This is a genomic window from Capnocytophaga sputigena, from assembly GCF_900446695.1.
In the GTDB taxonomy this organism is placed as follows: Bacteria; Bacteroidota; Bacteroidia; order Flavobacteriales; family Flavobacteriaceae; genus Capnocytophaga; species Capnocytophaga sputigena.
Map to the genome: position 1 here is coordinate 340,835 of NZ_UAVP01000003.1, position 26,087 is coordinate 366,921.

Annotated in this window: 25 protein-coding genes; 13 read left to right on the forward strand and 12 right to left on the reverse strand. The window is 38.1% G+C overall.

Features of this window, described 5'->3' with window-relative positions:
- Positions 1-128 precede the first annotated feature (128 nt).
- From DR017_RS01790 to DR017_RS01830, 9 genes are all read left to right on the forward strand, one after another.
- The gene (locus tag DR017_RS01790) at positions 129-407 is read left to right on the forward strand and encodes an HU family DNA-binding protein (protein WP_002680877.1); all 279 of its coding nucleotides are present in this window, start codon (positions 129-131) and stop codon (positions 405-407) included.
- A gap of 74 nt (positions 408-481) precedes the next feature.
- The gene (locus DR017_RS01795; protein WP_002680812.1) at positions 482-1,273 is read left to right on the forward strand and encodes a DUF1444 family protein; all 792 of its coding nucleotides are present in this window, start codon (positions 482-484) and stop codon (positions 1,271-1,273) included.
- Between the two features lie 19 nt (positions 1,274-1,292).
- Entirely contained in the window at positions 1,293-1,982 is a 690-nt protein-coding gene (locus DR017_RS01800; protein ID WP_002680933.1) for an SIR2 family NAD-dependent protein deacylase, read from the forward strand.
- Positions 1,979-2,218 (forward strand): DUF8828 family protein, encoded by a 240-nt coding sequence (locus DR017_RS01805; RefSeq protein ID WP_002680954.1) that lies wholly within the window; start codon positions 1,979-1,981, stop codon positions 2,216-2,218. Before DR017_RS01800 ends, DR017_RS01805 begins: the two co-directional genes overlap by 4 nt.
- A complete protein-coding gene (gene pyrF, locus DR017_RS01810; protein ID WP_002680911.1) occupies positions 2,208-3,032 on the forward strand; it encodes an orotidine-5'-phosphate decarboxylase in 825 nt (274 codons plus the stop codon). The genes DR017_RS01805 and pyrF overlap by 11 nt, the downstream gene beginning before the upstream one ends.
- Before the next feature lie 93 nt (positions 3,033-3,125).
- Positions 3,126-3,572, forward strand: a complete 447-nt coding sequence (locus DR017_RS01815) for a GNAT family N-acetyltransferase (RefSeq protein WP_002680907.1) — start codon at positions 3,126-3,128, stop codon at positions 3,570-3,572.
- Between the two features lie 54 nt (positions 3,573-3,626).
- Positions 3,627-4,277 carry an epoxyqueuosine reductase QueH gene (locus DR017_RS01820; RefSeq protein ID WP_002680856.1) on the forward strand — a complete coding sequence of 217 codons (651 nt, stop codon included), beginning with the start codon at positions 3,627-3,629 and terminating at the stop codon, positions 4,275-4,277.
- A gap of 19 nt (positions 4,278-4,296) precedes the next feature.
- Entirely contained in the window at positions 4,297-5,922 is a 1,626-nt protein-coding gene (gene truB / locus DR017_RS01825) for a tRNA pseudouridine(55) synthase TruB (protein WP_002680860.1), read from the forward strand.
- 6 nt (positions 5,923-5,928) lie between these two features.
- Positions 5,929-6,990, forward strand: coding sequence for a glutaminyl-peptide cyclotransferase (locus DR017_RS01830; RefSeq protein ID WP_002680816.1), 1,062 nt, complete (start codon positions 5,929-5,931; stop codon positions 6,988-6,990).
- On the opposite strand, the gene DR017_RS01835 is transcribed toward DR017_RS01830, so the two are convergent.
- Entirely contained in the window at positions 6,987-10,538 is a 3,552-nt protein-coding gene (locus DR017_RS01835; protein WP_002680982.1) for an AAA family ATPase, read from the reverse strand. The genes DR017_RS01830 and DR017_RS01835 overlap by 4 nt on opposite strands.
- A 44-nt stretch (positions 10,539-10,582) precedes the next feature.
- A complete protein-coding gene (locus DR017_RS01840; protein WP_002680810.1) occupies positions 10,583-10,834 on the reverse strand; it encodes a type B 50S ribosomal protein L31 in 252 nt (83 codons plus the stop codon).
- A 291-nt stretch (positions 10,835-11,125) separates the two neighbouring features.
- Here DR017_RS01840 and DR017_RS01845 point away from each other — a divergent pair, with 291 nt between their 5' ends.
- From DR017_RS01845 to DR017_RS01860, 4 genes are all read left to right on the forward strand, one after another.
- On the forward strand, positions 11,126-11,416 hold the full coding sequence (locus DR017_RS01845; protein ID WP_002680853.1) for a DUF493 family protein: 291 nt from the start codon (positions 11,126-11,128) through the stop codon (positions 11,414-11,416).
- Positions 11,413-12,105: a DUF4290 domain-containing protein gene (locus tag DR017_RS01850; protein ID WP_002680847.1), complete on the forward strand. Its 693-nt coding sequence runs from the start codon at positions 11,413-11,415 to the stop codon at positions 12,103-12,105. The genes DR017_RS01845 and DR017_RS01850 overlap by 4 nt, the downstream gene beginning before the upstream one ends.
- Positions 12,092-13,402 (forward strand): UDP-N-acetylglucosamine 1-carboxyvinyltransferase, encoded by a 1,311-nt coding sequence (gene murA, locus DR017_RS01855; protein WP_002680833.1) that lies wholly within the window; start codon positions 12,092-12,094, stop codon positions 13,400-13,402. Before DR017_RS01850 ends, murA begins: the two co-directional genes overlap by 14 nt.
- Before the next feature lie 86 nt (positions 13,403-13,488).
- Positions 13,489-14,661: a MalY/PatB family protein gene (locus tag DR017_RS01860; protein ID WP_040361622.1), complete on the forward strand. Its 1,173-nt coding sequence runs from the start codon at positions 13,489-13,491 to the stop codon at positions 14,659-14,661.
- Positions 14,662-14,706: 45 nt separating this feature from the next.
- Here DR017_RS01860 and DR017_RS01865 read toward each other — a convergent pair whose 3' ends face one another.
- The 10 genes from DR017_RS01865 to DR017_RS01910 form a co-directional block, all read right to left on the reverse strand.
- Positions 14,707-16,842 (reverse strand): TonB-dependent receptor, encoded by a 2,136-nt coding sequence (locus DR017_RS01865; RefSeq protein WP_040361937.1) that lies wholly within the window; start codon positions 16,840-16,842, stop codon positions 14,707-14,709.
- Positions 16,843-16,910: 68 nt separating this feature from the next.
- On the reverse strand, positions 16,911-17,789 hold the full coding sequence (locus DR017_RS01870; protein WP_002682025.1) for a DMT family transporter: 879 nt from the start codon (positions 17,787-17,789) through the stop codon (positions 16,911-16,913).
- A gap of 8 nt (positions 17,790-17,797) precedes the next feature.
- The gene (locus DR017_RS01875) at positions 17,798-18,163 is read right to left on the reverse strand and encodes a diacylglycerol kinase family protein (protein ID WP_002682037.1); all 366 of its coding nucleotides are present in this window, start codon (positions 18,161-18,163) and stop codon (positions 17,798-17,800) included.
- A 16-nt stretch (positions 18,164-18,179) separates the two neighbouring features.
- Positions 18,180-18,878 (reverse strand): polyprenol monophosphomannose synthase, encoded by a 699-nt coding sequence (locus DR017_RS01880; RefSeq protein ID WP_002682013.1) that lies wholly within the window; start codon positions 18,876-18,878, stop codon positions 18,180-18,182.
- A 120-nt stretch (positions 18,879-18,998) separates the two neighbouring features.
- Positions 18,999-20,261 (reverse strand): cysteate-C-fatty acyltransferase, encoded by a 1,263-nt coding sequence (gene capB / locus DR017_RS01885; RefSeq protein ID WP_002682016.1) that lies wholly within the window; start codon positions 20,259-20,261, stop codon positions 18,999-19,001.
- Positions 20,262-20,303: 42 nt separating this feature from the next.
- Positions 20,304-21,308 (reverse strand): cysteate synthase, encoded by a 1,005-nt coding sequence (gene capA, locus DR017_RS01890; RefSeq protein WP_002682040.1) that lies wholly within the window; start codon positions 21,306-21,308, stop codon positions 20,304-20,306.
- A gap of 68 nt (positions 21,309-21,376) precedes the next feature.
- Positions 21,377-21,739, reverse strand: coding sequence for a DUF8840 domain-containing protein (locus DR017_RS01895; protein ID WP_002682026.1), 363 nt, complete (start codon positions 21,737-21,739; stop codon positions 21,377-21,379).
- A 2-nt stretch (positions 21,740-21,741) separates the two neighbouring features.
- Positions 21,742-22,611, reverse strand: coding sequence for a hypothetical protein (locus DR017_RS01900; RefSeq protein WP_002682036.1), 870 nt, complete (start codon positions 22,609-22,611; stop codon positions 21,742-21,744).
- A gap of 63 nt (positions 22,612-22,674) precedes the next feature.
- Positions 22,675-23,544 carry a nucleoside phosphorylase gene (locus tag DR017_RS01905; RefSeq protein ID WP_002682027.1) on the reverse strand — a complete coding sequence of 290 codons (870 nt, stop codon included), beginning with the start codon at positions 23,542-23,544 and terminating at the stop codon, positions 22,675-22,677.
- A gap of 3 nt (positions 23,545-23,547) precedes the next feature.
- Positions 23,548-25,995 carry a hybrid sensor histidine kinase/response regulator gene (locus DR017_RS01910; protein ID WP_002682032.1) on the reverse strand — a complete coding sequence of 816 codons (2,448 nt, stop codon included), beginning with the start codon at positions 25,993-25,995 and terminating at the stop codon, positions 23,548-23,550.
- Positions 25,996-26,087: the final 92 nt, after the last annotated feature.

Sequence of the window (26,087 nt, forward strand, 5' to 3'; positions counted from 1 at the left end):
AAATAGGGAAAAAAGTGTTTGAAATGTTAATTTTTTACTAAAACTGCATTTTTTTTTGTTTTATGTTTGCCATAAACAAATATATTACTACCTTTGTACCAAGTTAACTATATTATACAATTTATAATATGAACAAAACAGAATTAATCGATGCAATTGCTGCAGAAGCTGGCTTAACAAAAGCTGATGCTAAAAAAGCAGTAGAAGCGTTCTTTTCAAACGTTGAAAAGAGCCTTAAACAAGGTAAAAAGGTAGCTATCGTAGGCTTCGGATCTTGGTCAGTAACTAAGAAAGAGGCGAGAGATGCAAGAAATCCTCGTACTGGTGCAGTTATCAAAGTTCCTGCTAAGAAAGTAGTAAAATTCAAAGCTGGGACTGAACTTTCTGAATCAGTAAACAAAAAGTAATTGCACTAAAAAGTCCCTTTCTTAATAAGAAAGGGACTTTTTTTATCTAGTAATTTTCTAATCTGTTAATTGTTATGACAAACCTAATGAACGAACAAGAGTTTACTCAGCTATATATCGATGCTTTGAGAGAGACTTTCCCCGATATTACTATAAATAGCACAGCGGCATTGGAGGTAAGCACAACAACCCCTGATGACCAGCGAGAAGTAAAACATTTTTTGGATAATTGTTTTAATGAATATTTAAGCAACCCAAATGATTTAAATGATATTTTAGACAAATATCTCGCTCCATTGGTTAGAATATACAAGCCTGAGGAAGCTACCACAATCACTGATTGCATTTTTCCTACAATCAAAGATACAATCTATATAAAGAAATTGAAGAGTATAGTGCCAGAGGCTGAAGAGTTGCCAATGGTATATGAGAAGTATAACGATGAGTTGTATGTGTTTTACGGGGTAGATGATGGGGATAGTATAGGCTCTTTGTCTACTTCGGACTTTGAGGAGTTAGGGATGAGTATTGAAGCACTACGAGAGTTGGCTCTCAACAATTTAGCTAACACCTTAGAAATAGAAGCACAAGCTGATGAACATCTCATTTTTCTAATAGCAGATGGCAATTATGAAGCAAGCCTTATTCTTCTAACGGATATATGGACAAAAGAGAATTTTCCAGTAGAAGGAGAGATTGTAATAGGAGTTCCTGCACGCGATGTATTGGTAGTTTGTGGCAGTGAAGATACAGAAGGTTTGGCAAAACTAGAATCGGTTATCAGTGATATATATAGTGGAGGGGATCATATTATCAGCGATAAGAAATTCGTTTTTAGAAATGGGAAGTTTGAAGTATTTTCATAATTTATAACTAACATTACCAATGAAAAAGAAGAAAATAGTAGTCCTTACAGGGGCTGGTATCAGTGCTGAAAGCGGCGTAAAAACCTTTCGCGATGCCGATGGCTTGTGGGAAGGACACGACATAGAACAAGTGGCAACCCCTTATGGTTTTAAGAAAGACCCTGAATTAGTGTTGAACTTCTACAACGGTTTGCGCAAACAGCTAAAAGATGTGCAACCTAATCCTGCTCACCTATTGCTCGCCGAGCTTGAAAAAGACTATAATGTGATAGTTATCACGCAAAATGTAGACGATTTGCACGAACGTGCAGGCAGCACCAATATTATCCACTTGCACGGTGAACTCTTAAAAATGCGTGGAGTAGACGACCCTTACACTTTTTACGACTGCACTGAAGATATCAAAGTAGGCGATTTAAGCCCTAATGGCGCACAATTGCGCCCTCATATCGTGTGGTTTGGCGAGGATGTACCAATGATTGTAAAGGCTGCCGAAGAAGTTGAAACTGCTGATATAGTACTTATTGTAGGGACTTCACTGCAAGTGTATCCTGCTGCTGGACTGATGAATTGTGCTGAAGAAGGCACTCCTATATATTATGTAGACCCGCGCCCAAGTATCAGCAGTAAAAATAATATTACTGTAATTAAAGACGTTGCCTCTACGGGGGTAGCTAAAGCTATTGAACTAATAAAAGAATTAAAATGAGTAACTTCCCAAAATTTATTTTAGGTGATAACACCGATATGCCTAACGCTATGTTCGTAGTGCATTTAGAGTATCCACGCTTCGTATTGAATTTAGATAACGACGAAGTTGAATGGCTTGAAGAGTTTGACGAAGAGGACACTAAAGAATTAGAAGCTGAAAGTGAGAACCTTATAGAAGAAGCTATTGCTTTCTACGAACGTGAAATTACCCGTATAGAAGAAAATGACTATTAAGCAACTCACCCAGCAAATCAAAGCTAAACAATCACTACTATGCGTGGGATTAGACACTGATATGACTAAAATTCCTCCTCATTTGCTTGAGGAGGAAGATCCTATTTTTGCATTCAACAAGGCAATTATAGAAGCTACCCACCGCTTTACAGTAGCCTATAAACCCAACACCGCTTTCTACGAAGCTCACGGTGAAATAGGGTGGCGTGCCTTAAAAAAAACGATTGACTACCTCAACCGCCACCACCCCGATATTTTTACCATTGCCGATGCTAAACGCGGAGATATAGGCAACACCTCAAGTATGTATGCCAAAGCTTTTTTTGAGGATATGCAATTTGATAGTGTGACTGTTGCCCCCTATATGGGCAGAGATTCTGTAGAACCTTTTTTAGCTTTTGAAAACAAACACACCATCCTCTTAGCACTGACATCTAATGAAGGGGCTTTTGATTTCCAAACTCAGAAACTCAGTGATGAGGAATTGTACAAAAAGGTATTACGCACCTCACTCACTTGGCAAAACAGCCAAAACCTAATGTATGTAGTAGGTGCAACCAAAGCTGAATTTTTAAAAGAAATACGCCAAATTATCCCTGAACACTTTCTATTAGTCCCTGGAGTTGGCGCACAAGGAGGTAGCTTAGAAGAAGTTTGTCACTATGGACTGAATGAACATTACGGACTGCTCATCAACTCTTCACGTGGCATTATCTATGCTTCTAAAGGTGAAGACTTTGCTAAAATAGCGGGAGAAAAAGCCAAGGAATTGCAAGGAGAAATGAGGTCTCTGGTTTTAGAGGTTAGGAGATAGAAAAGGAAGGCAAAATTAGTAAAACAAGAATTTAAACTCAACTATAGTGGCGAACCTACTTGTTAGATAAATATTAAAAAAGAACTAAATTGTATGATCACATTTTTAAACAAAAGCAATATTACCCCAACCATTGAAAAAGATGCCGCTCGCTTGTTCTCATTGTTGAGCAGGCGTTACCAGCAACCCTTATCAAACCTTTTTAATGATGAAGCTCAAGCTCCTTATGTAGTGGGTTACATAGAAGATGGTCGTCTACACGGAATGGCTTCTATGGCTATCTACAGAGTGATTTCAGGCTACAAAGGTTGGATAGAAGATGTTGTGGTAGATGAATTTGCACGTGGCAAAAAAATAGGCACGCAACTCATTCAGCAGCTGATAACTAAAGGGAAAGAATTAGGCTTAGGCGAAATATTGCTCTTTACTTCACCTACGAATGAAGCTGCTATTAAACTCTATGAAAACGAGGGCTTTAAACGCAAAGGTGCAGAAGTATATGTGAATGCTCTCAAACAAATGTATCCCCCTGAATCTTGATATATTGTGATTTCTTTGTATTTTTGCGCCCTTTAAAAGAAAACTCAAAATACTATGGAATTAGTTCACAAGAATCTTGTATTGCCTAACAACGGCAAAAAATTATTGTTACACACTTGTTGTGCGCCTTGTTCAGGCTCAATTATACTATCTATTCAAGCATCGGGAATAGACTTTACTATATTTTTTTACAACCCTAATATCCACCCTAAAAAAGAATACGAAATCCGTAAAGACGAAAATATTCGTTTTGCCGAAAAATATGGTGTACCTATTGTAGATGCTGAATACGACACCGATAATTGGTACGCACGTGCCAAAGGTATGGAATTTGAACCTGAACGCGGTAGCCGTTGTGCAATGTGTTTTGATATGCGTATGGAACGCACCGCTTTGTATGCTCACGAAAATGGCTTTGATACCATTGCTACTTCTTTAGGTATCTCACGCTGGAAAGACCTCAACCAAGTGAATGAAGCAGGCAAAAACGCTGCTAACAAGTATGAAGGTCTTACTTACTGGGACTACAATTGGCGCAAAAACGGAGGCTCTGCCTGCAATATGGAAATCTGTAAAAGTGAAAAGTTTTACCAACAAGAGTATTGTGGTTGTGCTTTCTCATTACGGGATGCTAACAAATGGCGCGTTGCCAATGGTAGAGAGAAAATACGCATAGGCGAGAAGTTCTATGGAACTGAAAAATGAACCGTGAAAAGTGAATAGTATGATAACTCCAGAAGAATTTTCAGAAGGTCGTGTTTTGCTTATTGATAAACCCTTACAATGGTCGTCGTTTCAAGCGGTGAACAAAATCAAATGGGCTATTCTCAAGCATTACAAACTCAAGAAAATAAAAATAGGGCATGCGGGCACATTAGACCCGCTTGCTTCTGGTTTATTGGTGATTTGTACTGGTAAATTTACCAAAAAAATCACTGAAATACAAGATGCTGTAAAAACCTACACGGGTACTATCACCTTAGGAGCGACTACCCCTTCCTACGATATGGAGACCGAAATAGATGCTCGCTACCCTACTGACCATATCACTCCTGAACTGATAGAACAAGTGCGAAAACAGTTTATGGGGGAACTTGTGCAAACTCCTCCTGTATTTTCGGCTATCAAAAAAGATGGCAAACGCCTCTACGAATTTGCTCGCGATGGCAAAGAAATAGAAGTACCTCAACGCACTATTTACATTCACAATTTCACTATTGATGCAAGTCAGTTTCCTAAACTGCACTTTGAGGTAATGTGCAGTAAGGGTACTTATATACGTTCCTTAGCAAACGACTTTGGCAAAGCCTTAGGGTCAGGAGGCTATCTATCTGCTTTGCGACGCACTAAAATAGGTGATCTTTCAGTAAGTGATGCCATAAGTCCTGAGGAGTTTGTCACTGCTCATATTCCTGACCTAAGAATTAAAAAACCTCCTATTATTCTTACTACTGTGGTAGGTGAACCACAAGAAAAGAAAGTTCTCAACGACCGTTTTGCAAATCGCAATAAAACTATCAACAGTCAGTTTGAACGTGAAGAAACGCCTCCCTCCCACCCTACTGGCGAGTTGAATATGGAGGCTATATTTCCAAGACAAAAAGCTCGAAAAACTTCTGGTTTACAGTATGAATTACGCGCTTTTATGCGAATGTTCACTAATACTGATAAGGCAATTAGTATCACTTTGCTCATACTCTTCTGTACTGTACTTACTCTTATGGTAATACAATTGAACGACAAGAAGAAAGAAATAATGATAGAAATGGCACTTACCCCTGATGATTTACCTCAAGAGCCCCCACAACCTGAAGAAACCTCTCCTAATGCCGATGTTCCTACTAACAATGTTAAACTCACTACCAATGCTTACAACCAAGCTGATGCTTCCTTACAACACACTGATGATTTCAAAACTTTAGACGAAATTATGGCTGAACGTGCTGCTCAGGAAATGGCAGCTGCTAAAGAAGAATTAGTAGCCAACCAAAAAATGGCAGGCGACCTCATTATCACCGATCACAGTTTGCAAAACACAACTAATACTCCTAAAATAAGTGACAAAGCAAATAAAAACACTTTAGTAAAATACGCCTTAGCTGGTAGAGTAGGAAATATTCCGAATCCTGTGTTTACTTGTGAACGTGATGGAAAAGTGGTGGTAAGTATCACTGTGGACGAAGCAGGGCGTGTGACTAAAACAGCTATTGATAGAGCTAATTCCACAACTACTGATGATTGTTTATTAGAAAACTCATTACTCTACGCTCAAAAAGCTAAATTCAATGCGGTGAGTGGCAAAAAAGAACAAACAGGTACTATTACTTATATTTTCCAGAGCAAAAGATAACATTTTATGACTACATTTCCACGATTTTTATACCTCATCCTGCTTGCAATAGCAATGGTAGCTTGCAAAAATACGCCTAATGACGGCAAGGATTTTAATATAGAAATCTTTCCTAAAAAGAAAGAATACCACTTAGGTGATACCCTTGTGGTGAAAATCACACACCCAAAATTCAGTGAGGCAATTAGCAAAACTTCTTTTCAATTTCATCAACAGCATTTATTAGAAGCTCAAGGCGATACTATCGTACTGCACGCTCTTCTGCCGTTAGGCAAACAGCAACTAAAAGTTACTGCTCATACTACTAACGGACAGCAGTACACCGTACAAAAACAACTATTGTTATTAGCCAAAGATGCTCCTAAAATCTATACATACAAAATCATCAATGAGTATACACACGACAAGAAGGCTTATACACAAGGATTAGAATTCATAGGTGATACGCTTGTAGAAAGTACAGGGCAATACGGCGAATCATCTATACGCAAATGGAATCCATTTACAGGGGAAGTCTATAAAAATGTACCTTTACAACCTTCATACTTTGGCGAAGGCGCTACTGTTTTTAAAGGTAAAATACTGCAACTCACTTGGAGAGAACAAATAGGAATGGTATATGACAAGGATTTAAACTTTCAGAAGACTTTCACTTATGGCAAAAGTAAAGAAGGTTGGGGTCTCTGCCATAATGGAGAAGACAAACTCTACAAAAGTGATGGTAGTGAAAAGATTTGGTTACTCCATCCCGAAACTTATGCCGAGATTGATAGTTTACAACTCTGCACTAATAAATCGCTCTACACTTATGCTAATGAATTAGAATTTGCTAACGGAAAGATTTATGCCAATACTTTCCTAAAGGACGGCATAATGATTATCAATCCCGAAAATGGCGCTATTGAAGGTGTAGTAGATGTACGCGGACTTAAAAGCAAAGTAGAGCAAACTCCTGATGTGGATGTACTCAATGGCATTGCCTATCACCCTAAGCGTCAAACTTTTTTCATTACAGGTAAGAATTGGAGTAAAATTTTTGAAGTAGTTTTCTTACCTTCTAACAACTAAACAGTAACAACTATACTGCTCTTTCCATTGCCTTTCTTTTGTACCACTACTTTCACAGCAATGCGCTCTACCATTTCTTGTACGTGAGAGATAACCCCTACTTTTTTCCCTTGATTTTGTAGGCTTTCCAATGCATCTATAGCTACAGAAAGCGTTTCGAAATCTAAGGAACCAAAACCTTCATCTATAAAGAGTGTTTCTACGTTCATTTTAGTAGATGAGAGTGAGGAAAGTGCCAAAGCCAAAGCCAGAGATACTAAAAACGATTCTCCTCCTGAAAGTGAATAAACCGAACGGACCTCAGCACCCATATCGTTATCTACCACCTGCAAACTTAAAGAATTAGGAATGCGTTGCAAAGTATAACGCCTATTGAGATAGCGCATTTGTACATTGGCGTATTGCAAAAGCATATCAAGAGTATATTCCTGAGCGTACTTGCGGAATGTGCTACCTGTACTACTTCCTATAAGGTCGTTGAGCAAACTCCAGCGATGGGTGAGTTTTTCCTTTTCTTCTTTAGCTTTATGCAATGTTGCAGCGGTAGCGCGCTGCTGAGTATCAGTTAGAAGCCTGCTTTTTTGAGTAACTACAGCCTCGCGTAGTGTATCTTCTTCAGCTGTTTGAGCTGCCAATTGCTGTATGGTAGCTTCTTCTGTAAGGTCAAGTGGTCGTTTTTCTTTTAATTGTTCAAGAGCTTGCTGTTTTTCTGTAGCAATAGTATTGTATTGGGCTATGCGCTCGTTTAACGATTGAAGAGCTTGCCTTTCTGATTGTAACCATTCGTGAGAGCGATTTGCCCACTCTAGCATATTTCTTCTTATAAAGTCTATTTGCTCAGAAGGGTAAGCAGTAAGCCATTCTTCTATTGTAAGAGTTGCCTCAGTTATATGAGTTTGCGATTGCTGTTGTTGCGTTGTTAAGGTTTCTAAAGTCTTTTCATTAGCCGTCAGTTTTAGTAAAATAGCATTGTATTGCTGTTGGTTTTGCTCCAACCGAGATGTTAATTCATTTATTTGTTTCTCAAAAGTAGCCTCTACCTCTTGAGCCGATTTTCCTTCTAACAAATTGTTACGTTCTTCTTTCATTTTTTGCAACTGAATTTGCTCTTTAGTAATACGTTCCGTCAATTCAGTGAGTTCTTGCTGGAGCGCTTGAGCCGAAGAAGAAAGTTCTGTGCGCTCTTGTGTGAGTTCTGCAAGGCGTTTTTTGTATTTTTCGAGACAAGCCGAATGTGTTTCCCAATCGGTTTTAGCTGTAACAACCTGTTTTTGAAATTGTGCAATATCTGTTTGCCAAAGATTGAGCCAAGCAACCGAAAGTTGCAAATTTTGCAACTGCTGAAAGTGCTTTTGGCTTTGTTGTTCGCAATTCTGAGTATCTTTTGCAAGAGTATTCAGCTCATCGGTGAGTGATTTGAGTTGGTTAAGCACTTCAAAAAGCGTTTCAGTTTCTGCTAAAAGGTGCTCTATTTCAGAAATTTTACTTGTGATATAAGGCTCTATTTCAGCAGTGGGATAAGTCATATAGTAATACACCGATTGCGTTAAGCGTTCGTACTCTTGGGTGTATAATGTTGCGTATTCAGCATTTTGTGTGGTTTGCTGTGCTATGCGTTTTTGCAGTTCTTTAAGCTCTGTTTCTTTGGTGATTAAGTCTTTCGTAAGCGATTCTAAATGCTTTTTGGCATTGAGAAATTCTTGATATACCGTATTGATAAGATGTTCGGCGACAGCCTTGTGAGCATTGGGGTGGTGTAGCGACCCACATACAGGACAAGCCTCCCCCTCCACCAAATGTTCACGTAAAAAGGCAACATCTTTGGTATTTTCTATTTGTGCTTTTTGGTAGATACGCTCAGCAGTGTCACAAGCGATTTTAGCTTCTGCCTGAGCTGTTTGTAATTGTGTTATAGCCTCTTCTGTTTGATTTTGTGTATGTTGCAACTCTTGTAAGAGCGATGCTCCTTGTATTTTCTGTGCTTCATATTGCATCATTCGTTTTGCCACTTCTCTATCCGATTGATACATCTGCAAAGCAGTGAGATAATCCTTTTGCTGTTTGGCAAGTACCTCTATATCAGTTGAGGGAAGATTTTCTATAGCGTATTGAGCTTTCAGATTAGAGTGTTGTTGTGTAAGGCGTTCTTCCGTTTGCTTGTAGGCAGTTCGTTTTTCGTTGAGCAGTTGCTGGTCGGTTGTGAGTTGCTCTAACCACAGCGCATTGCGGTACAATTGAGCCTCATCGGGGTGAGTATTGAGCCATTGTTCTTCAGTTTGAATGTAACTCTCCCCTTTTTGGATATGTTCCACTACTTTTTCAAGTTCGGTTTCTTTAGTTTGTAAAACAGATTTTTTAGTATTGTACTGTTGCTGATATTGCAATAGCGCATTTTGTTGTTCTGTGAGACGAATATCCAGTTCCTTTGCTTTAGCGATAGCAGGTTTGGCTATTTCATAAGTTCTTTTGGCTGTTGCCAAATCCTTTTCGATAGCCTCTTTATCACTGGAAATAAGAGCCTTATCGGTAGTAAGTTGTTCTTTTTCTAAAGTAGCTTGCTCTAATTGTTGTGTGGTGAGTGTTAATTTTTCGCTTTCCTTTTGCTGGGTGAGGATATCCCCTTTTACAGCTTGCAACTGCTCCACCATTGCAAGTTGAGCAAAACGTTCTGACTGAGAGATTTTCTCCTGCTCGGCTATTTGTTTATTTTCAAGAGCCTCTTGCCATTGTTGTGTGTACAATTTCTGATTGTCAAACCACTGTTGTTGAGCTTTTAGAGAAGAAAGAGAGTTTTGCAGGTTTTTCAGTTTTTCTTCATCAGCAGCGAGTTGAGTAGATAGCGTAGTGCGTTCATCTTCCGTTAGGAAAGTAATGTTCTCAAGCTGTTTTTCTAAGAGTTGAAGTTCGTTTTTGTGTTGTTTATGACATTCGTGTATCTGTTTAGAGACACGTGTATACACCTCAGTACCTGTGAGTTTCTCTAAAATATCCGAACGTTTATCGTCGTTTGCTTTTAAGAAAGAAGTAAAATCACCTTGTGCTAAAATCACCGATTTGGTAAACTCATCAAAGGTTAACCCTACGCATTCGCGAATCTTTTCGAGTACGAGTGTTTTGCGATTTTCGGCAATTAAGTGGTTATCAGTTAAGCAAGTGAGTTGCATTTTCTCGTTTTGGATAGCCCCCGAGGGTTTGTTGTAAGCGCGGCTCACCTGCCATTCGGCTTCGTAAATCTTGCCATCAACCGCCTGAAATACCACTTTGGCATAGCCCGAAACAGCCCCTTTGCGCAAGAGGTGTTTCACGTTGTTAGCCTTTACCTCTACCCCACTATCGGTTATAGCAACCGAGCTTTGAGTAGCAGCCAATCGAGGAGTATCGTTGTAAAGGGCGAGGCAAATAGCATCTAAAATAGTAGATTTTCCTGCACCTGTAGCTCCCGTAATAGCGAATAACCCCACCGATTTGAGGGGTTCAGCTTCCAAATTGAGGGTAAAAGGACCTTCGATTGAGGCGATATTATGGAGAGAGACGGAGAGTATTTTCATAAGAAAAAAACCTCCTTAAGGGGAGGTTTTTAGAAGTTGCTATGTTATTTTTGGAACTTAGCGTATTTGTTTTTAAACTTATCAATACGTCCGGCTGTGTCAATAAGTTTAGATTTACCTGTGTAGTAAGGGTGAGAAGTGCGAGAAATTTCCAATTTCACTAATGGATACTCAACCCCATCTACTTCAATAGTCTCTTTAGTTTCTACGGTAGACTTTGTGATAAAGATATCGTCGTTAGACATATCTTTGAAAGCCACCAAACGGTAAGATTCTGGGTGAATTTCTTTTTTCATTGCAATGTTAAATTTTTATTACGTAATTTTTTCAGGGCGCAAAGGTACGATTATTTTTTTAAATGGCAAATTTTAAGGAATAGTTTTTAGAAATCAGAGCTTGGAGACTAACGAGCTGAAGAAGATAGAGTTTTAAAAATCAAACGATTACAACATATTGATTTACAAAGAATTTTAAAGTGTATTGACAAGCATTGAACGGAAAGAGCTGATAGTTAAGGTTTAAAAACTTGCTAATTGACAAATTATTCGTATATTTGCATTCCATATAATTTTAGAAGAATCATTTAAATGAAAACAGAGCAAGAATTAGCAGAATTTTACGAGCGATTGAAAAACGAACTTTTAGAAACAAGTTTGTGGCCTACTCGCTACCTCTATAAATTTATCATCCCTAAAGATGAGGCTAAATTAGCGCAATTAGAGGATGTTTTTAAAAATACTGATGCCGAAATTACCACACGCCCTTCATCAGGCGATAAATACACAGGAGTTTCGGTGAGCCTCACCGTAAAAAATCCTGATGAGGTAATTGCTTTTTACAAAGAAGCAGGCAAAGTAGAAGGAATTTTATCACTATGACGACCTTAGAATACAATACCGAACGTCCGCATTTGCGCATACCTGAGTACGGGCGACACATACAAAAAATGATTGAAAAAGCGGTACTCTTAGAAGACCGTGATGAACGTAACCGCACAGCGCGTAGCATTGTAGCCGTAATGGGGAACCTATTTCCTCACTTGCGCGATGTCCCTGACTTCCAACACAAATTGTGGGATCAATTGTTTATAATGTCTGGTTTTCAGTTAGATGTAGATTCTCCTTATGAGAAACCTACCCCCTCTACCCTACACAAGCACCCCGACCGCTTAGAATATCCACAACACCAACTCAAATATCGTTTTTATGGCAATATCATCCTTAGGCTCATCAACACTTGTGTGAAATGGGAAAAAGGCGATTTGCGAGAGGCTTTAGAATATTCTATCGCTAACCATATGAAAAAATGTTTCCTCACTTGGAACAAAGAAGCGGTAGACGATAGTGTGGTGTTTGAACACCTTTACGAATTGAGCAAAGGACGGATAGATTTGCGCAAAAGGAAAGAAGACCTTTGGGACAGCCAAGCGTTGATACGTACCAAAATGAACCTCACTCGCCGCTCTATACCGCAGCAGAACCAAAATCAACTTCATCAGCAACATCAACAAAACAAAAAAGTTTTTACTAATAAATTTAATAAAAAAAATAATAATGGGCGTATTTAAGATAGAAGGAGGACATACTCTTAAAGGAGAAATTACTCCACAAGGTGCTAAAAATGAGGCATTACAAGTGCTTTGTGCCGTTCTACTCACCGACCAAAAGGTTACTATTCACAACATCCCCGACATTCAGGATGTAAATAAACTCATTTCTTTACTCGAAAATTTAGGTGTAAAAATTCAAAAAGTAGGAAAAGGTTCTTATAGCTTTCAGGCAGATGAAGTGAATATCGATTACTTAAAATCAGAGTCATTTCATACCGAAGGGCAAGCCTTGCGCGGTTCTATTATGGTAGTAGGACCACTACTCACACGTTTTGGCGTAGGCTATATTCCTAAACCTGGGGGAGACAAAATAGGTCGCCGCCGCCTCGACACCCACTTCGATGGCTTCATCAAATTAGGAGCTCATTTTGAATACGATGAGAACAATTATACTTATAGTGTAGTAGCTGAAAAACTACACGGTACTTATATGCTTTTAGAAGAAGCATCAGTAACGGGAACCTCTAACATTATTATGGCTGCCGTATTAGCTGAAGGTACTACCACCATCTACAACGCTGCTTGTGAGCCTTATGTACAACAACTTTGCCGTATGCTCAATGCTATGGGGGCTGATATACAAGGTATTGGTTCTAACCTTATCACTATCAATGGAGTGGAGCGCCTAAATGGTTGTACTCATACCATTCTGCCCGATATGATTGAAATAGGTAGCTGGATAGGGTTAGCGGCTATGACCCGCAGTGAGATTACTATCAAAAATGTGGGGTGGGAACATTTGGGTATTATGCCTACTATCTTCCAAAAATTAGGTATTAGTTTTGAAAAGAGAAACGACGATATCTATATCCCCGCCCATACCAATGGCTATGAGATTCAGAATTACATTGATGGCTCTATCCTTACTGTAGCCGATGCCCCTTGGCCTGGTTTTACTCCCGACTTATTGAGTATTGTGCTGGTAGTCGCTACTCAAGCACGCGGGGAAGTGCTCATTCACCAAAAGATGTTTGAAAGCCGACTCTTCTTTATCGATAAACTGATAGATATGGGAGCTAAAATTATATTGTGTGACCCACACCGCGCCACAGTTATTGGCAACGACTTCAAATCGCCTTTGCGCGCTACCCTAATGACTTCCCCCGATATACGTGCTGGTATTGCCCTGCTCATCGCAGCCTTATCAGCCAAAGGTACTTCTACCATCTATAATATAGAACAGATAGATAGAGGTTATGAAAATATCGATGGACGACTCAAAGCATTGGGTGCCAACATTGTGAGAGTAAATTAGTAACGATAATTGATAGGTACAACCTAACAATTAGTAGGTACATACGTAATAAAAAATTAATCATTAACCATTAATCATTAGATAAAGTGGATTACAATTTTGACGAAGTAGTTTGTAGAAAACACACAGATGCCTTGAAATTAGAGGCATTAGCTCCTCGCTGGGGGCGTACTGATTTGCTACCAATGTGGGTAGCCGATATGGATTTCAAAACACCTCCATTCATTGTAGAGGTGATGAAAAAACGTATGGAATGCGAAGTGTTTGGCTATACAGCCAGACCTGAGAGTTGGTATGAGGCTATTATCAGTTGGCAAGCACGCCGCCACCAATGGACAATTACCAAAGAGATGATTTCATTTGTACCTGGGGTAGTTCCTGCCTTGGCTATGGCTGTGCAAGCCTTTACTGAACGCGGTGAAAAAGTAATGATTCAGCAACCTGTGTACAATCCTTTTGCTCAGGTGATTCGCAACAACCACCGCGAATTAGTGAACTGTCCGCTTGAGTTGAAAGACGGACAATATCACATCAATTTTGAAGTATTTGAAGAAAAGATAAAAGGTTGCAAACTCTTCCTTTTCTGTCATCCTCACAACCCCGGTGGACGCGTATGGACACGTGAAGAATTGCAAAAAGTAGCTACTATTTGTGCTCAAAACAACGTAATAGTAGTTGCTGATGAAATCCACGCCGACCTTACCTTACCTCCATATCAGCACATTCCATTTGCTACTGTAAGCGAAGAAGCTGCACAAAACTCGGTAGTATTTGCCTCTCCGAGCAAAGCATTTAATATGGCAGGTTTAGCAACTTCGTATGCCGTGATTGCCAACCCTACCCTACGCCGCCGTTTTGAGAGCTATGTAGAGGGGAATGAGTTAGCCGCAGGAAACGTTTTTGCGTTCAACACTGTGGTAGCCGCCTATAACAAAGGTGAAGAATGGCTACAACAAATGCTCAACTATGTACAAGGGAATGTTGATGAAGTAATACATTACATTGAAAAATACATACCACAATTAAAAGTGATTGTACCCCAAGCTTCTTATTTGGTATTTATAGATTTTAGTGCATTACAACTCAGTCAGAAAGAAATTGTAGCCCTATGCACTGATAAAGCACACTTAGCCCTAAATGATGGAGCTATTTATGGGGAAGAAGGCAAAGGTTATATGCGCATAAATTTAGCTTGTCCGCGAAGTGTGGTAAAACAAGCTTTGATACAACTAAAAGAAGCGGTTCGGTCTATAAACTGATAATAAAAAAACGAGGTTTTTACACCTCGTTTTTTTATTTATATCTTAATAACGATAAGTAAGACTCAGATTAAAATATCTTCCGTTACCACGTGCATACTCAGCATCTCGTGCTACCAACATAGAAGCAGGTGTATAATACACCTTATCGGTGAGGTTTTCAATCCCTAAAGCCAAAGAAAAAGACTTGTTGAAAGTATAACCTGCACTGAGAGAAAATAAGTCGATAGGATAAACAATTCCCTCTCCTTCAGTATATACACCTCGATTATCAGGAGAGAAGCGATCTCTACTACCTGTATGTAAGTAATTTACTTGAAGGTAACTATATTCAGTAGGTGTAACTCTTATATAAGCAGTTGCCTTAGGAGCAGGAATAGAAGTACCACTCATATAGCCATCCCAATCTCCATCTTCAGTAGATTTTTTCTTTCCTTCAAAAGAGATAAAACTTCCGCCAAGGGTAAGCCATTTAGTAGGAAAAATATCAGCATTTACTTCAAAACCATATACTTTTTGAGGGGTTCTATCTACTACCCAAAAACCACTTACTGATTTGAGATCACTACCGAGTTTTGAATAAGTATAGAAATAAGAGCCACTCAAATGAACATATTTGCTTAGCTCAGCATAAGCTCCGGCTTCATAATTTTCGGTTTTAACAGGCTCTGTATTGATTTTAGAAAGGACATCAGCTTTAGCAGCACGAAGGGTTCTTCCTAAATCAAAAATTGAAAAACCTTGTGAATAAGAGATGAAAGGCTGGAAAAACTTGAATTGGTTGTATGCAATCCCTATGTTAGGAGAAAGATTGTTGTAAGTAAGATCTCCTCCTTTTACATATACACGAGGATCGGTATTGCGGAGCCTGAGAACCTCATAATTAGGAACAGATACATCAATGTAATCATAACGCAAGCCTGCTTTGAGTACATAGTATTGGAAGAAAGTAGTTTTTGTTTGTAAGAAAGGAGCAGAATTATAAGAAGTGAGCTCAGGCATCCAATAACGACCATCTACTAGAGGCTGACTGGTTTTATCTATCAATACATCAGCACCATAGAGTAACTGAGTAAAAACATTTTCAGAAAATAAAACTTTAGAAGTTAGTTGGGTACGAATACCATATTTTTCACCTTTTACAGTTGCTTGCCCGCTACTGCTTTCCCAACGTGGACTTCGAGCGTTGTGCTTGCGATAATCGAAAATAGCATATTGGTGTTGGGTAAAAGCACTTAACTCTAAATCAGTACGTTTAAAAATGTTATTGGAGTTGAATTTTATATAGGCGTTGTGATTATAGCGCATTCCTTCATCTTGAGCAGCAGGGTCTTTAGTATCATAAACTCCTATACGAGGGCGTTCTAGATATTTTCCTCCAGAAGCTACCAAAGGGGTGTTTTGCAAACTTTGATAGAAGTTATACATAGCTTCTACCTTGTTATCATCGTCAAACTGATAACCAAGTTTTACAAGTCCGTTATAAGTACGCACATCTCCTAATCCATAGCGAGGAGATATATATTCACCTGTCCCATCAATAGCTGAACCTGTTTGGTTCATTGCCGCATCAACTAAATAAGAAAAGCCTTTGTAATTTCCATAAAATTGTTGATTAAAACGATAGCCAAAGCCTCTATTTTCTTTAAAAGAATCTCTTGCTGAAGCTCCTATAGTAGTTTGCCCACCGAAAATAACATTTTTAGGCGATTTTTTAGTTACAATATTCATTATTCCTCCTATGGCTCCATTTCCATAAATAGAGGTAGCCCCTTTTACTATCTCAATACGTTCTACAGCTGCTGGGTCAATAGAGCGAATATCGCGGTCTGTAGCACGTAATGGCGTAGATTGAGGGATACCATCAATCAATACGAGTATAGAACGCCCTCGCAAATTTTGATAACGGTTGTTAGTTGTATTGGTAGAAAGTGACATAGCTGGTTCTATCATCCCAATAAGATGCGACATATCAGGCGCTATTTTTATAAACTGCTGTAGTTTCTTTTGGTCAATAATGGTTACATTCGCAACAGCATCCGTTTTCTTCTCTTTGATACGATTAGCCGTAATCACTACTTCCTCAAGTGATACAGTATCTTTTTTAGAATCAAGAGGGTCATTTTGTGCCATACTCATCGTAGCACATAACACCATAATAGGCAAAATGAGTTTTTTCATAAAATGATATTTAAGTTTTTCAGCGGACAAAAATACCACTTTATTTAGAATTAAACAAAATAATTTAACTATATTTTCTTAGGGTTCAAAATATCTATCATTACTGCAATGATAATGAGTAGCACTCCTATAATAAGATTCGTTGTAAGACTTTCTTGCTGGAATATCCAAATACTGATAGCTACTGCTACAATGGGTTCCATTACCCCAATGATAGCTGTAGGGGTAGAACCTATCATTCTGATAGCATAAATAAGAGTAACAATAGAGAGCAGAGTAGTAATTACTCCAAAACCTGTTAACAAGAAGCTCATTTTCAAATCGGGAATAGGGAGTGTTTTCCCCATTACAAATAGTTTTACAAGAAAGTAAACTGAAGAAAATAAGGTAGAATAAAACGATACTTTTATTCCTGAAGCCGATATTTTTGACTTATTGACAATGAGCATATAGAGTGCATACGAAATTGCTCCAAGTAGTGATACACCTGCCCCTATATAGTTGATTGAAAAGTTTGTTACATCTTTTACACTGAGTAAGAAAACACCTATTAATACAACAATAAGGGCTATCATTGTGCGAAAGGTGATATGTTCTTTAAAGAAAACACCCAAAGCAAGTGCTACTATTAGCGGATACATAAAAAATATAGTAGAAGCAATTCCTGGGGAGAGTAAATCATAGGCAAGGAAGAGAAATTCTGCTGAAAGGGCGTATAGCAATCCTAAAACAAGAAAGATAAATACTTCGCGCGGGGTAATGCGCAGTGTCTCTTTTCGGTAGAAAAGATATCCCATAATAAAGAGACTTGTAGTAATAAAACGATAGAAAAGCGCTGCATCTACCGAAAAACCTTGCTGCTTGATAGGAATCATAAACAGCGGAATCATACCATAAGTAACCGCCGAAATAAAAGCTGCTAAATACCCTTTTACTATATCTTTCATAGTAAAATTTAAAAGAGTTTCATTACATAAGGATAATAGATGATACAGAGCACAACGCTTACAGGTATCACAGCAAAGCCTACACTTCCAGCAGCAACATCTTTGATAATGCCAATAGTTTTGTGATGATCGGGGTGGATGAAGTCGCAAAGTTTCTCAACGGCTGTATTGAGACCTTCGACTGATAGCACTATAGCTATACACAGCAATTGTACAATCCATTCATTGGTAGTAATGCCGAAACAAAAGCCTAAAATCACCCATACTAAAGAGATGACAATGTGCACCATCACTGGGGGTTCATTCTTTATTAAATAAAACAAACCTTGAAATACATATTGTAAGCTTTTGAGTCTCTTTCTTATAAATTCCATAATTCTTTATGCTGATTTATTTTTTAAATCGCATTCCGATAACACCAAAGATAGCTTCACGGATAATGCTTTTATTCATTTTTGATTTTCCTTTAGTTCTATCTGTAAAGATAATAGGTACTTCTGTAATTTTAAACTTCTTAAGATAAGCGCGATACTTCATTTCTATTTGAAAAGCATAGCCCACAAATCTAATAGTTTTGAGGTTGATATGCTCTAATACTCTTCGGTGGTAACACACAAAGCCAGCCGTAGGATCTTTAATTTTCATTCCCGTAATTACCCTCACATAGATAGAAGCCCCATAAGATAACAAGATGCGCTGCAAGGGCCAATTCACTACATTCACCCCTTTTACATAACGCGACCCAATTGCAACATCAGCACCTTGCTGACAAGCTTCATAAAGCCGTAAGAGGTCAGTGGGATTATGAGAAAAATCGGCGTCCATCTCAAAAATATATTCATAGTTATGTGTCAATGCCCACTGAAATCCGTGAATATAAGCTGTTCCTAAACCTTTTTTCTCGGTGCGTACCTCTAAAAAGAGTCGGTTAGGGTAAATATTTTGTAATTCGCGTACCTTATCGGCAGTGCCATCAGGAGAATTGTCGTCTACAATGAGGATATGAAACTTATCACTTTGGGCAAATACTGCCTTTATGATAGCTTCTATATTTTCAATTTCATTATATGTAGGGATGACAATTAACAATTAACGATTAGCAATTAATAATGAACAAGGTGGAGATACACAAAAACTTTGCCAAAGTTGGTTGTAGCACAATAAGCTATCTCACTTTGGCAAAGTATTTTTTTTCAATTAATAATTTAATTACATATCTCCCATTTCTTTAGTAAGTTCAGCATTCATAGCGCGGTATACGCCTGTTTCGAGTTTTTCACGAATCGCTGAAAATGCTTCCAAAGTACGGTCGATATCTTCTTTACTATGTGAAGCAGTAGGAATAATGCGTAAGAGTATCATTCCTTTTGGAATCACTGGATAAACTACAATCGAAAGGAAAATACTGTAGTGCTCGCGAAGGTCGTTTACCATCGCCATTGCTTCAGGAATACTACCGTGCAAGAATACAGGCGTTACGCAAGTATTGGTATTACCGATATTGAATCCACGCTCTTTAAGTCCGTTTTGCAAACGATTTACGTTATCCCATAACTTTTGTTGTAGTTCAGGCATTGTCTCCATCATTTCCAAACGTTTCAAAGCACCTTTTACATAAATCATTGGAAGTGATTTAGCAAACATTTGAGAGCGGAGGTTATATTTAAGATAATCTACTACTTTGGCATTTCCAGCTACGAAAGCCCCAATACCAGCCATTGATTTGGCAAAAGTAGAGAAATAGACATCAATTTCATCTTGTACGCCTTGATGAACACCAGTTCCTTCTCCACGAGGACCCAAGGTACCAAAACCGTGCGCATCATCTACCAAAAGGCGGAAAGGATATTTCTTTTTAAGGGCTACAATTTCTTTAAGTTTACCTTGTTCGCCACGCATTCCAAAAACACCTTCTGAAATCACCAGGATACCACCTCCTGTAGTTTCAGCTAATTTGGCAGCACGCTCTAAGTTTTTCTCAAAGCTCTCCATATCGTTATGTTGATAGGTATAGCGTTTACCAAAGTGCAAACGTACCCCATCGATGATACAAGCGTGTGCATCAACATCGTACACGATAACGTCATTTTTTGTTACCAAAGCATCGATGATAGATACCATTCCTTGATAACCGAAGTTGAGCAAATAAGCAGCTTCTTTATGTACGAATTTAGCTAAACGTTTTTCGAGTTCTTCGTGCATAGTAGTATGCCCACTCATCATACGAGCTCCCATAGGGTAAGCCGCACCATACTCGGCAGCTGCTTCGGCATCTACTTTGCGCACTTCGGGGTGGTTTGCAAGTCCTAAATAATCGTTGATACTCCAGTTGAGGATTTCTTTTCCTTGGAATTTCATATGAGGACCTAATTCACCTTCTAATTTAGGGAATACATAATACCCCTCGGCGTGGTCTGACCAGCGCCCTATACTTCCTTTATTTGCATAAATATGCTCAAATAAATCTTTCATTCTTCTTTTTTATTTATTTTATTAATTGATAATTGTCAATTGTTATTCAATAAATCCTTGCTTTTTCATCCAATCGTCACTATAAATTTTGTTCATATAGCGCGAACCGTGGTCGGCGAGAAGGGCAACTACAATGCTGTTTTCGTCAAACTTACCTGCCTCGGCATATTGTTTTACGGCTTGCATAGCAGCCCCACTGGTATAACCCATAAAAAGTCCTTCAGTACGTGCCAATTCACGAGCTGTGAGTGCCGCATCTTTATCAGTTACTTTGATAAACTCATCAATAACATCAAAATTAGTAGCGGTAGGAATTAGGTTTTTACCCATTCCTTCTATTTTGTATGGATATACTTCGGCAGGGTCAAACTGACGAGTGTCGTGGTATTTTTTGATAGCTGAACCATAGGCGTCTACCCCCAATACTTGTACGTTAGGATTTTGTTCTTTGAGATAGCGCGCAATCCCCGAAATGGTACCTCCTGTACCACTACATACTACTACGTGAGTGATTTCCCCTTGGGTTTGTTCCCATATTTCACGACCGGTAGAAAGGTAATGAGCCTCAGGATTGAGTGGATTGAAATATTGATTGATATAGATAGAATTAGGAGTTTCGTTGTGGATGCGTTTGGCTACTTCGTAGTAAGAACGAGGGTCATCGGGAGCAACATTTGAAGGACACAAATGCACTTCAGCTCCTAGAGCTTGTAGCATTTCCACTTTGTCGTGTGAAGATTTATCGCTAATTGCAATGATACAGCGGTAGCCTCTTAGGGCACTTATCATCGCCAAACTGTAGCCCGTATTACCCGAACTGGTTTCTACAATAGTATATCCTGGTTTAAGAAGTCCTTTGCGTTCGGCATCTTCAACGATATATTTGGCTACTCTGTCCTTGGCAGAATGACCTGCGTTAAAGGCTTCGAGTTTAGCAAAATAGCGACCTTTAAGATTTTTGGTAATTTTGTGTAATTCCAATAGAGGTGTATTGCCAATGAGTTGTAGTAAGCTGCTATGTACGTTCAATGATTCGTTTATTTTCATTGGTTACTTGCTTTATTTTTGAGTGGCAAAAGTACGAATAATTTGTCAATTAGCAAATTTGTCAATTATCAAATTTCAATGAGCCCTTGAAAGTTGAGTTTATAAGGTTCATCTTTATATAGAGGGAGGGTTTCATCTGTTACATTGCTAAGCCCTACACCTGCATAGAAAGTGCGAGCGTTATGTTTTTCGGCGTGTTTGCGCACCACTTCCATAAATACGATATCATACTCGGTAGGGTCGTCGCCATAGGGTACTGCCCGCACAATGATAAAGTACTTTTGGTTGTTCTTGTCTACACATACAAACTGGGGGTCGCGCTTGAGTTCACTATTTACCAATAGGAATTCCCATTGTAGTTCCTTTTGTAAAGCTTCACCTACAATGTTCATCGCTAAATTGTGGAGTTCTTGACCTGTAAGGGGCGTCATATTCACTTTTTCTTTATATAAGGTTGATCAATTTTTATTTTAGGATAATTTAAACGGGTAACCTTATACCCTTCTGTTGTTTTCTCTAATAGTACCTCATAGTTAGTATACCCTTCTTGAAATTCTCTATAAATTTTAAGAACTATGCCTTTTGAAGTCCTCACTGCATTCATCACCTCATCTAAAAAACCATCATTGTCACATAGTTCAAAAAATTGAAACATTTTTCTATTAATACCAAGTGAATTATTTTCCCCTATTGGTACTAATCCCTTAAAACCTGTATTTGTAATTAATATGGCAGGTTGATAAGGTTCTCCGCAAAAAGTTAATCCATCATCATCTGATACAGGTGTACCATAATAGGCAGTTCTAAAAAATTGTATGCGTTCACCGTTGTCAAAGGTTTTATCAATCAGTTTATCAGTTGTTCTAAATACATTTCTTCCATCTACAATGAGAGAATCAGTATTATTCAACACTATTTTTATATAATGAAAGGCTGTACAATGATCTTTTGTGAAATTGTATAGGGTATCCGAAACTCCCACTATTGCTACCCACTTTGTATCAAGATCAGTACGTTTTTCTTTTAGAAAACCTTTATGGTTATAAATAGGAATTGAATCTCCTAACAAAAAAGCTTCTTTTTTATCTGGCAAAAAGGTTAAATTCTTATTTTCATCAGGGAGATGCCAATCATAACGACTTACAAATTCACTATCTTCAGAAGCATCATTTCTCACTGATAAATCTTCCTCAGTACATACAACTACTGTATCTTTTTCTACTGAAGTATCATCTCTATCAATGGAAGTAGTATTATGACAATTGAATAGCCATAACATAGCTAAAAAATAAATTGCTTTCATAAGTTTACAACTAATAAATTATTGATTATCAAATTAATCATTTTTGTTAAAGTGTAGTAATAACTATTTTGCCAATTGTTCCAAACCATATACGATGAGGTCTTCTACTACTTTTTTAGTATCCTTAGTGAAAGTACCTGTAGGGCGATTGGCAATGATAGCATTGAGCGAAACAGCTTGGTGTCCTAAGAGTTTAGAAATCCCATAGATGGCAGATGTTTCCATTTCGAGGTTCGTCATACGATGCCCATTATGATTGAAACTGTGTAGTTTATCATTGAGGTCAGGGTCTTGCACTGGCAAGCGCAATACGCGTCCTTGAGGACCATAGAAGCCTGGAGCAGTACCCGTAATTCCCTCAAATACTTTATCGGTGAGGAGGCGTTTTTTAAGTTCTTGTCCGCAAGCTATGATATAAGGGCGACCTTTGAGAGGATTCCAACTTGTATGAGCGATAAAAGCCTCTTCCATAGCGATTTCACGCACCTTAGGACTATCCTTATACGAATGAAACATATTGTCCATACCTAATCCGTGAGAAGAGAGCACAAAACTATCTACGGGTATATCGGCTTGTAGAGAGCCCGAAGTACCAAAACGCACTATATTAAGCGAAGTGAGTTGCTCTTTAGGCTGGCGCGTGTGCAAATCGATATTCACAAGTGCATCGAGTTCATTGATCACAATATCGATATTATCAGGACCTATACCAGTGGAAATCACAGTAAGGCGTTTGCCTTTATAAGAACCTATATGGGTACAAAATTCGCGCTTTTGGGTGCTAAATTCTATATTGTCGAAATAAGCACTCACGCGAGGCACACGGTTAGGATCACCTACTAAAATAATAGTATCGGCGACTTGTTCAGGTCGCAAATTGATGTGGTAAATACTACCATCAGGATTCAAAATAAGTTCAGATTCTTTAATCATAATTTATAGTTCTATTAATTTTTTAAGATATTGTTCTATCGCTGGACGGCATTCATTTTCAAATAGTTGTTCTAAAGTATGGATTTGTCCGTGTAATTCAGTAGGTACTTCTTCCAACACTTTATTGAGAATGATAAGTATTTCAGACTCACGTTTGGCATTGATTTGTGCAAACATTGTAGTCATTTTATGAGCGATTGCCTTGATACCTTTATAGTCTTGACGATCGGCAAGGAGTTTAAGTGTTTGTATATTCTCACTGCTTTCTTTCAAGAAATGTTCATAAATACCTATGATACCTTCGTGGTCGTCTCCCATAAAACTTTCTAATATTTCAGGGGTATAACCTCCTACTATATTATTGCTCACCATAATAGTTTTATGTTCTACTTCGGCATTGAGTTTAGGGAAGAAGATTTTCAGTTTTTGGTAGAACTGCTCAGGAGTGAATGGCTTAGGCAAAATGCCAGAGAAGCCACTCTTCATATAGAAACTTTCGGGAACGTCGCGTCGTCCTGTAATTGCTAATACAGGTAACGGATTGTTTTTGTACTGCTCGTTGAAGAGGGTTACAAAATGGAAACCATTCATTTCGGGAAGCTGAATATCAGTAATTACCAAATCGAAATTGAAATTTTCCATTTGTTCAAACGCTTCTTTACCATTGTTGAAAGTAATAGCATTGATGTGTTTTTGTTTTAGCAATTCTTCTATGAGTGAAAGGATAGAGAGGTCATCATCTATCACTATAATAGTAATTAAATCAGGATTCTTATCATTAGTGATAATTTGAGTAGTTTTGGTGCGCTCTACCACTTTCTCAGCCAAGAAGCGCAAAGTGAAAGTACTACCTTTATCCTCATAGCTTTCCAAATAAATTTTACCACGTAACAGATGTGCTAATTTTTGAGAGATGTGCAAGCCGAGACCTGACCCGCCATAACGTTTAGAAATTTCATCGTTTGCTTGGGTAAATTCATCAAAAATATGTTGTTGTTGTTCTTTTTTGATACCAATACCTGTATCGGTAACTGCAATACCTATTTCATATTCATCGCCATTGAGCTGACGAGCATCGGCTTGTATATGCACTGTTCCGTGTTCAGTAAATTTAAAGGCGTTAGAAATAAGGTTGTACAATATCTGTTTGATACGATAAGCATCACTTGAGAAATTGAGATTATTTACAGTTTCGGAGAAACTGAGAGATAGGTTTATATCTTTCGTTTTATAAGCCGATTTCACATTATTGGCAACCTCATCAATAATTTCGGTAGTATTGAAAGGCACTTTTTCAATTGTAATTTTACCAGCTTCAATACGGGTATAATCCAAAAGCTCGTCTACCAATTTAGAGATGTATTCAGAAGAATACTTGATATGAGAAAGGTAATTTTGACCTTTTTCGGATATATTTTGTTTGCTGAGCAGTTCGGAATAGCCTACAATGGAGCTCAATGGCGTACGCAAGTCGTGGCTCACCATAGAGATGAGTTGTTCGCGGTTTTTGAGCAGATTGTTAGATTTCCTATTGGCAGCTTCTAAACGATGACGATAGCGTTGTGAATTAACAAAATCATTGATAATTACAATAGATGAGATCACTATAATTCCTAAAGCGACTAAGAAAGCTATCATCAGCAGATTTTTACTATTTTCAAAAATTTGTTTACGTTCCAAGCTCAATTTTTGAGAATTAGCTAATACTTCTTCTTCAAAGTTATGTAGCAAGTCGTCTAATTTTCTTGAAATCTGGATATCATTCTGCCAGAGTTTTTGCATTTTTTCATTTATCTGGCTTTTAGATTCTTCGGTATCTTCATTTATTTTGTTTAGCAGTGAAAGTGTTTCTAATACGACCTTATCAAACTTAGTGTTTTTAAAGGTAGTAGGGATTTTTATATTTTTATATTTTTTTAGGATAGAAGCGATATCAGGAGGGGCTTTTTCAGGAGTTCTTCTTCTATAAGTTTCTTTGCTGTAAAGTTCATAGCCTAAATAAGGTTCTAAACTTGAGAGTTTGCGAATAGCACTACGTATGATAATAGAAGTACTATCGGTTTCTTGAAAGGCTTTTAACTCTTGTATATTTTCACTTTTTAGGTTGAGCAAAGAGCGAATTGTATCGAGTGTGAAGACTTGTTTTTCGGAGCTAATATCACGACGAAATTTAAGTATTTCGGTTTGTAAATAGACGTTCTTTTCTAAAAAGAGTTGCAAGGCTTCTCTATCGTCAGTACGCATAGCAATACGCCCTGCACTTTCGGTATCATTTACTAAAGAGAGGATTTTGCTAATTTGTATAATTTTATTTCTATCTTCTTGATTTATCTTTTCTTGATGGGATAGCTTTTGTATTTCTTTGAAGATTACATAGCCCGCTACTACCGACACTAAGAAAAGTAGTACATAACTTGCTATAACTTTAATAGTTATTTTATTTGTTTTCATCTTGAGTATTTAGTGTTGTGAACAGATATAAACTAACGCACAAAAGTACGTTTTTATTTTGTAATAAACAAATATTAATGTAAAAACTGTTC

Coding starts and splice junctions, on each gene's coding strand:
- DR017_RS01790 (WP_002680877.1), top strand. CDS start 129: ATGAACAAAACAGAATTAATCGATGCAATTGCTGCAGAAGCTGGCTTA.
- DR017_RS01795 (WP_002680812.1), top strand. CDS start 482: ATGACAAACCTAATGAACGAACAAGAGTTTACTCAGCTATATATCGAT.
- DR017_RS01800 (WP_002680933.1), top strand. CDS start 1,293: ATGAAAAAGAAGAAAATAGTAGTCCTTACAGGGGCTGGTATCAGTGCT.
- DR017_RS01805 (WP_002680954.1), top strand. CDS start 1,979: ATGAGTAACTTCCCAAAATTTATTTTAGGTGATAACACCGATATGCCT.
- pyrF (WP_002680911.1), top strand. CDS start 2,208: ATGACTATTAAGCAACTCACCCAGCAAATCAAAGCTAAACAATCACTA.
- DR017_RS01815 (WP_002680907.1), top strand. CDS start 3,126: ATGATCACATTTTTAAACAAAAGCAATATTACCCCAACCATTGAAAAA.
- DR017_RS01820 (WP_002680856.1), top strand. CDS start 3,627: ATGGAATTAGTTCACAAGAATCTTGTATTGCCTAACAACGGCAAAAAA.
- truB (WP_002680860.1), top strand. CDS start 4,297: ATGATAACTCCAGAAGAATTTTCAGAAGGTCGTGTTTTGCTTATTGAT.
- DR017_RS01830 (WP_002680816.1), top strand. CDS start 5,929: ATGACTACATTTCCACGATTTTTATACCTCATCCTGCTTGCAATAGCA.
- DR017_RS01835 (WP_002680982.1), bottom strand. CDS start 10,538: ATGAAAATACTCTCCGTCTCTCTCCATAATATCGCCTCAATCGAAGGT.
- DR017_RS01840 (WP_002680810.1), bottom strand. CDS start 10,834: ATGAAAAAAGAAATTCACCCAGAATCTTACCGTTTGGTGGCTTTCAAA.
- DR017_RS01845 (WP_002680853.1), top strand. CDS start 11,126: ATGAAAACAGAGCAAGAATTAGCAGAATTTTACGAGCGATTGAAAAAC.
- DR017_RS01850 (WP_002680847.1), top strand. CDS start 11,413: ATGACGACCTTAGAATACAATACCGAACGTCCGCATTTGCGCATACCT.
- murA (WP_002680833.1), top strand. CDS start 12,092: ATGGGCGTATTTAAGATAGAAGGAGGACATACTCTTAAAGGAGAAATT.
- DR017_RS01865 (WP_040361937.1), bottom strand. CDS start 16,842: ATGAAAAAACTCATTTTGCCTATTATGGTGTTATGTGCTACGATGAGT.
- DR017_RS01870 (WP_002682025.1), bottom strand. CDS start 17,789: ATGAAAGATATAGTAAAAGGGTATTTAGCAGCTTTTATTTCGGCGGTT.
- DR017_RS01875 (WP_002682037.1), bottom strand. CDS start 18,163: ATGGAATTTATAAGAAAGAGACTCAAAAGCTTACAATATGTATTTCAA.
- capB (WP_002682016.1), bottom strand. CDS start 20,261: ATGAAAGATTTATTTGAGCATATTTATGCAAATAAAGGAAGTATAGGG.
- capA (WP_002682040.1), bottom strand. CDS start 21,308: ATGAAAATAAACGAATCATTGAACGTACATAGCAGCTTACTACAACTC.
- DR017_RS01895 (WP_002682026.1), bottom strand. CDS start 21,739: ATGACGCCCCTTACAGGTCAAGAACTCCACAATTTAGCGATGAACATT.
- DR017_RS01900 (WP_002682036.1), bottom strand. CDS start 22,611: ATGAAAGCAATTTATTTTTTAGCTATGTTATGGCTATTCAATTGTCAT.
- DR017_RS01905 (WP_002682027.1), bottom strand. CDS start 23,544: ATGATTAAAGAATCTGAACTTATTTTGAATCCTGATGGTAGTATTTAC.
- DR017_RS01910 (WP_002682032.1), bottom strand. CDS start 25,995: ATGAAAACAAATAAAATAACTATTAAAGTTATAGCAAGTTATGTACTA.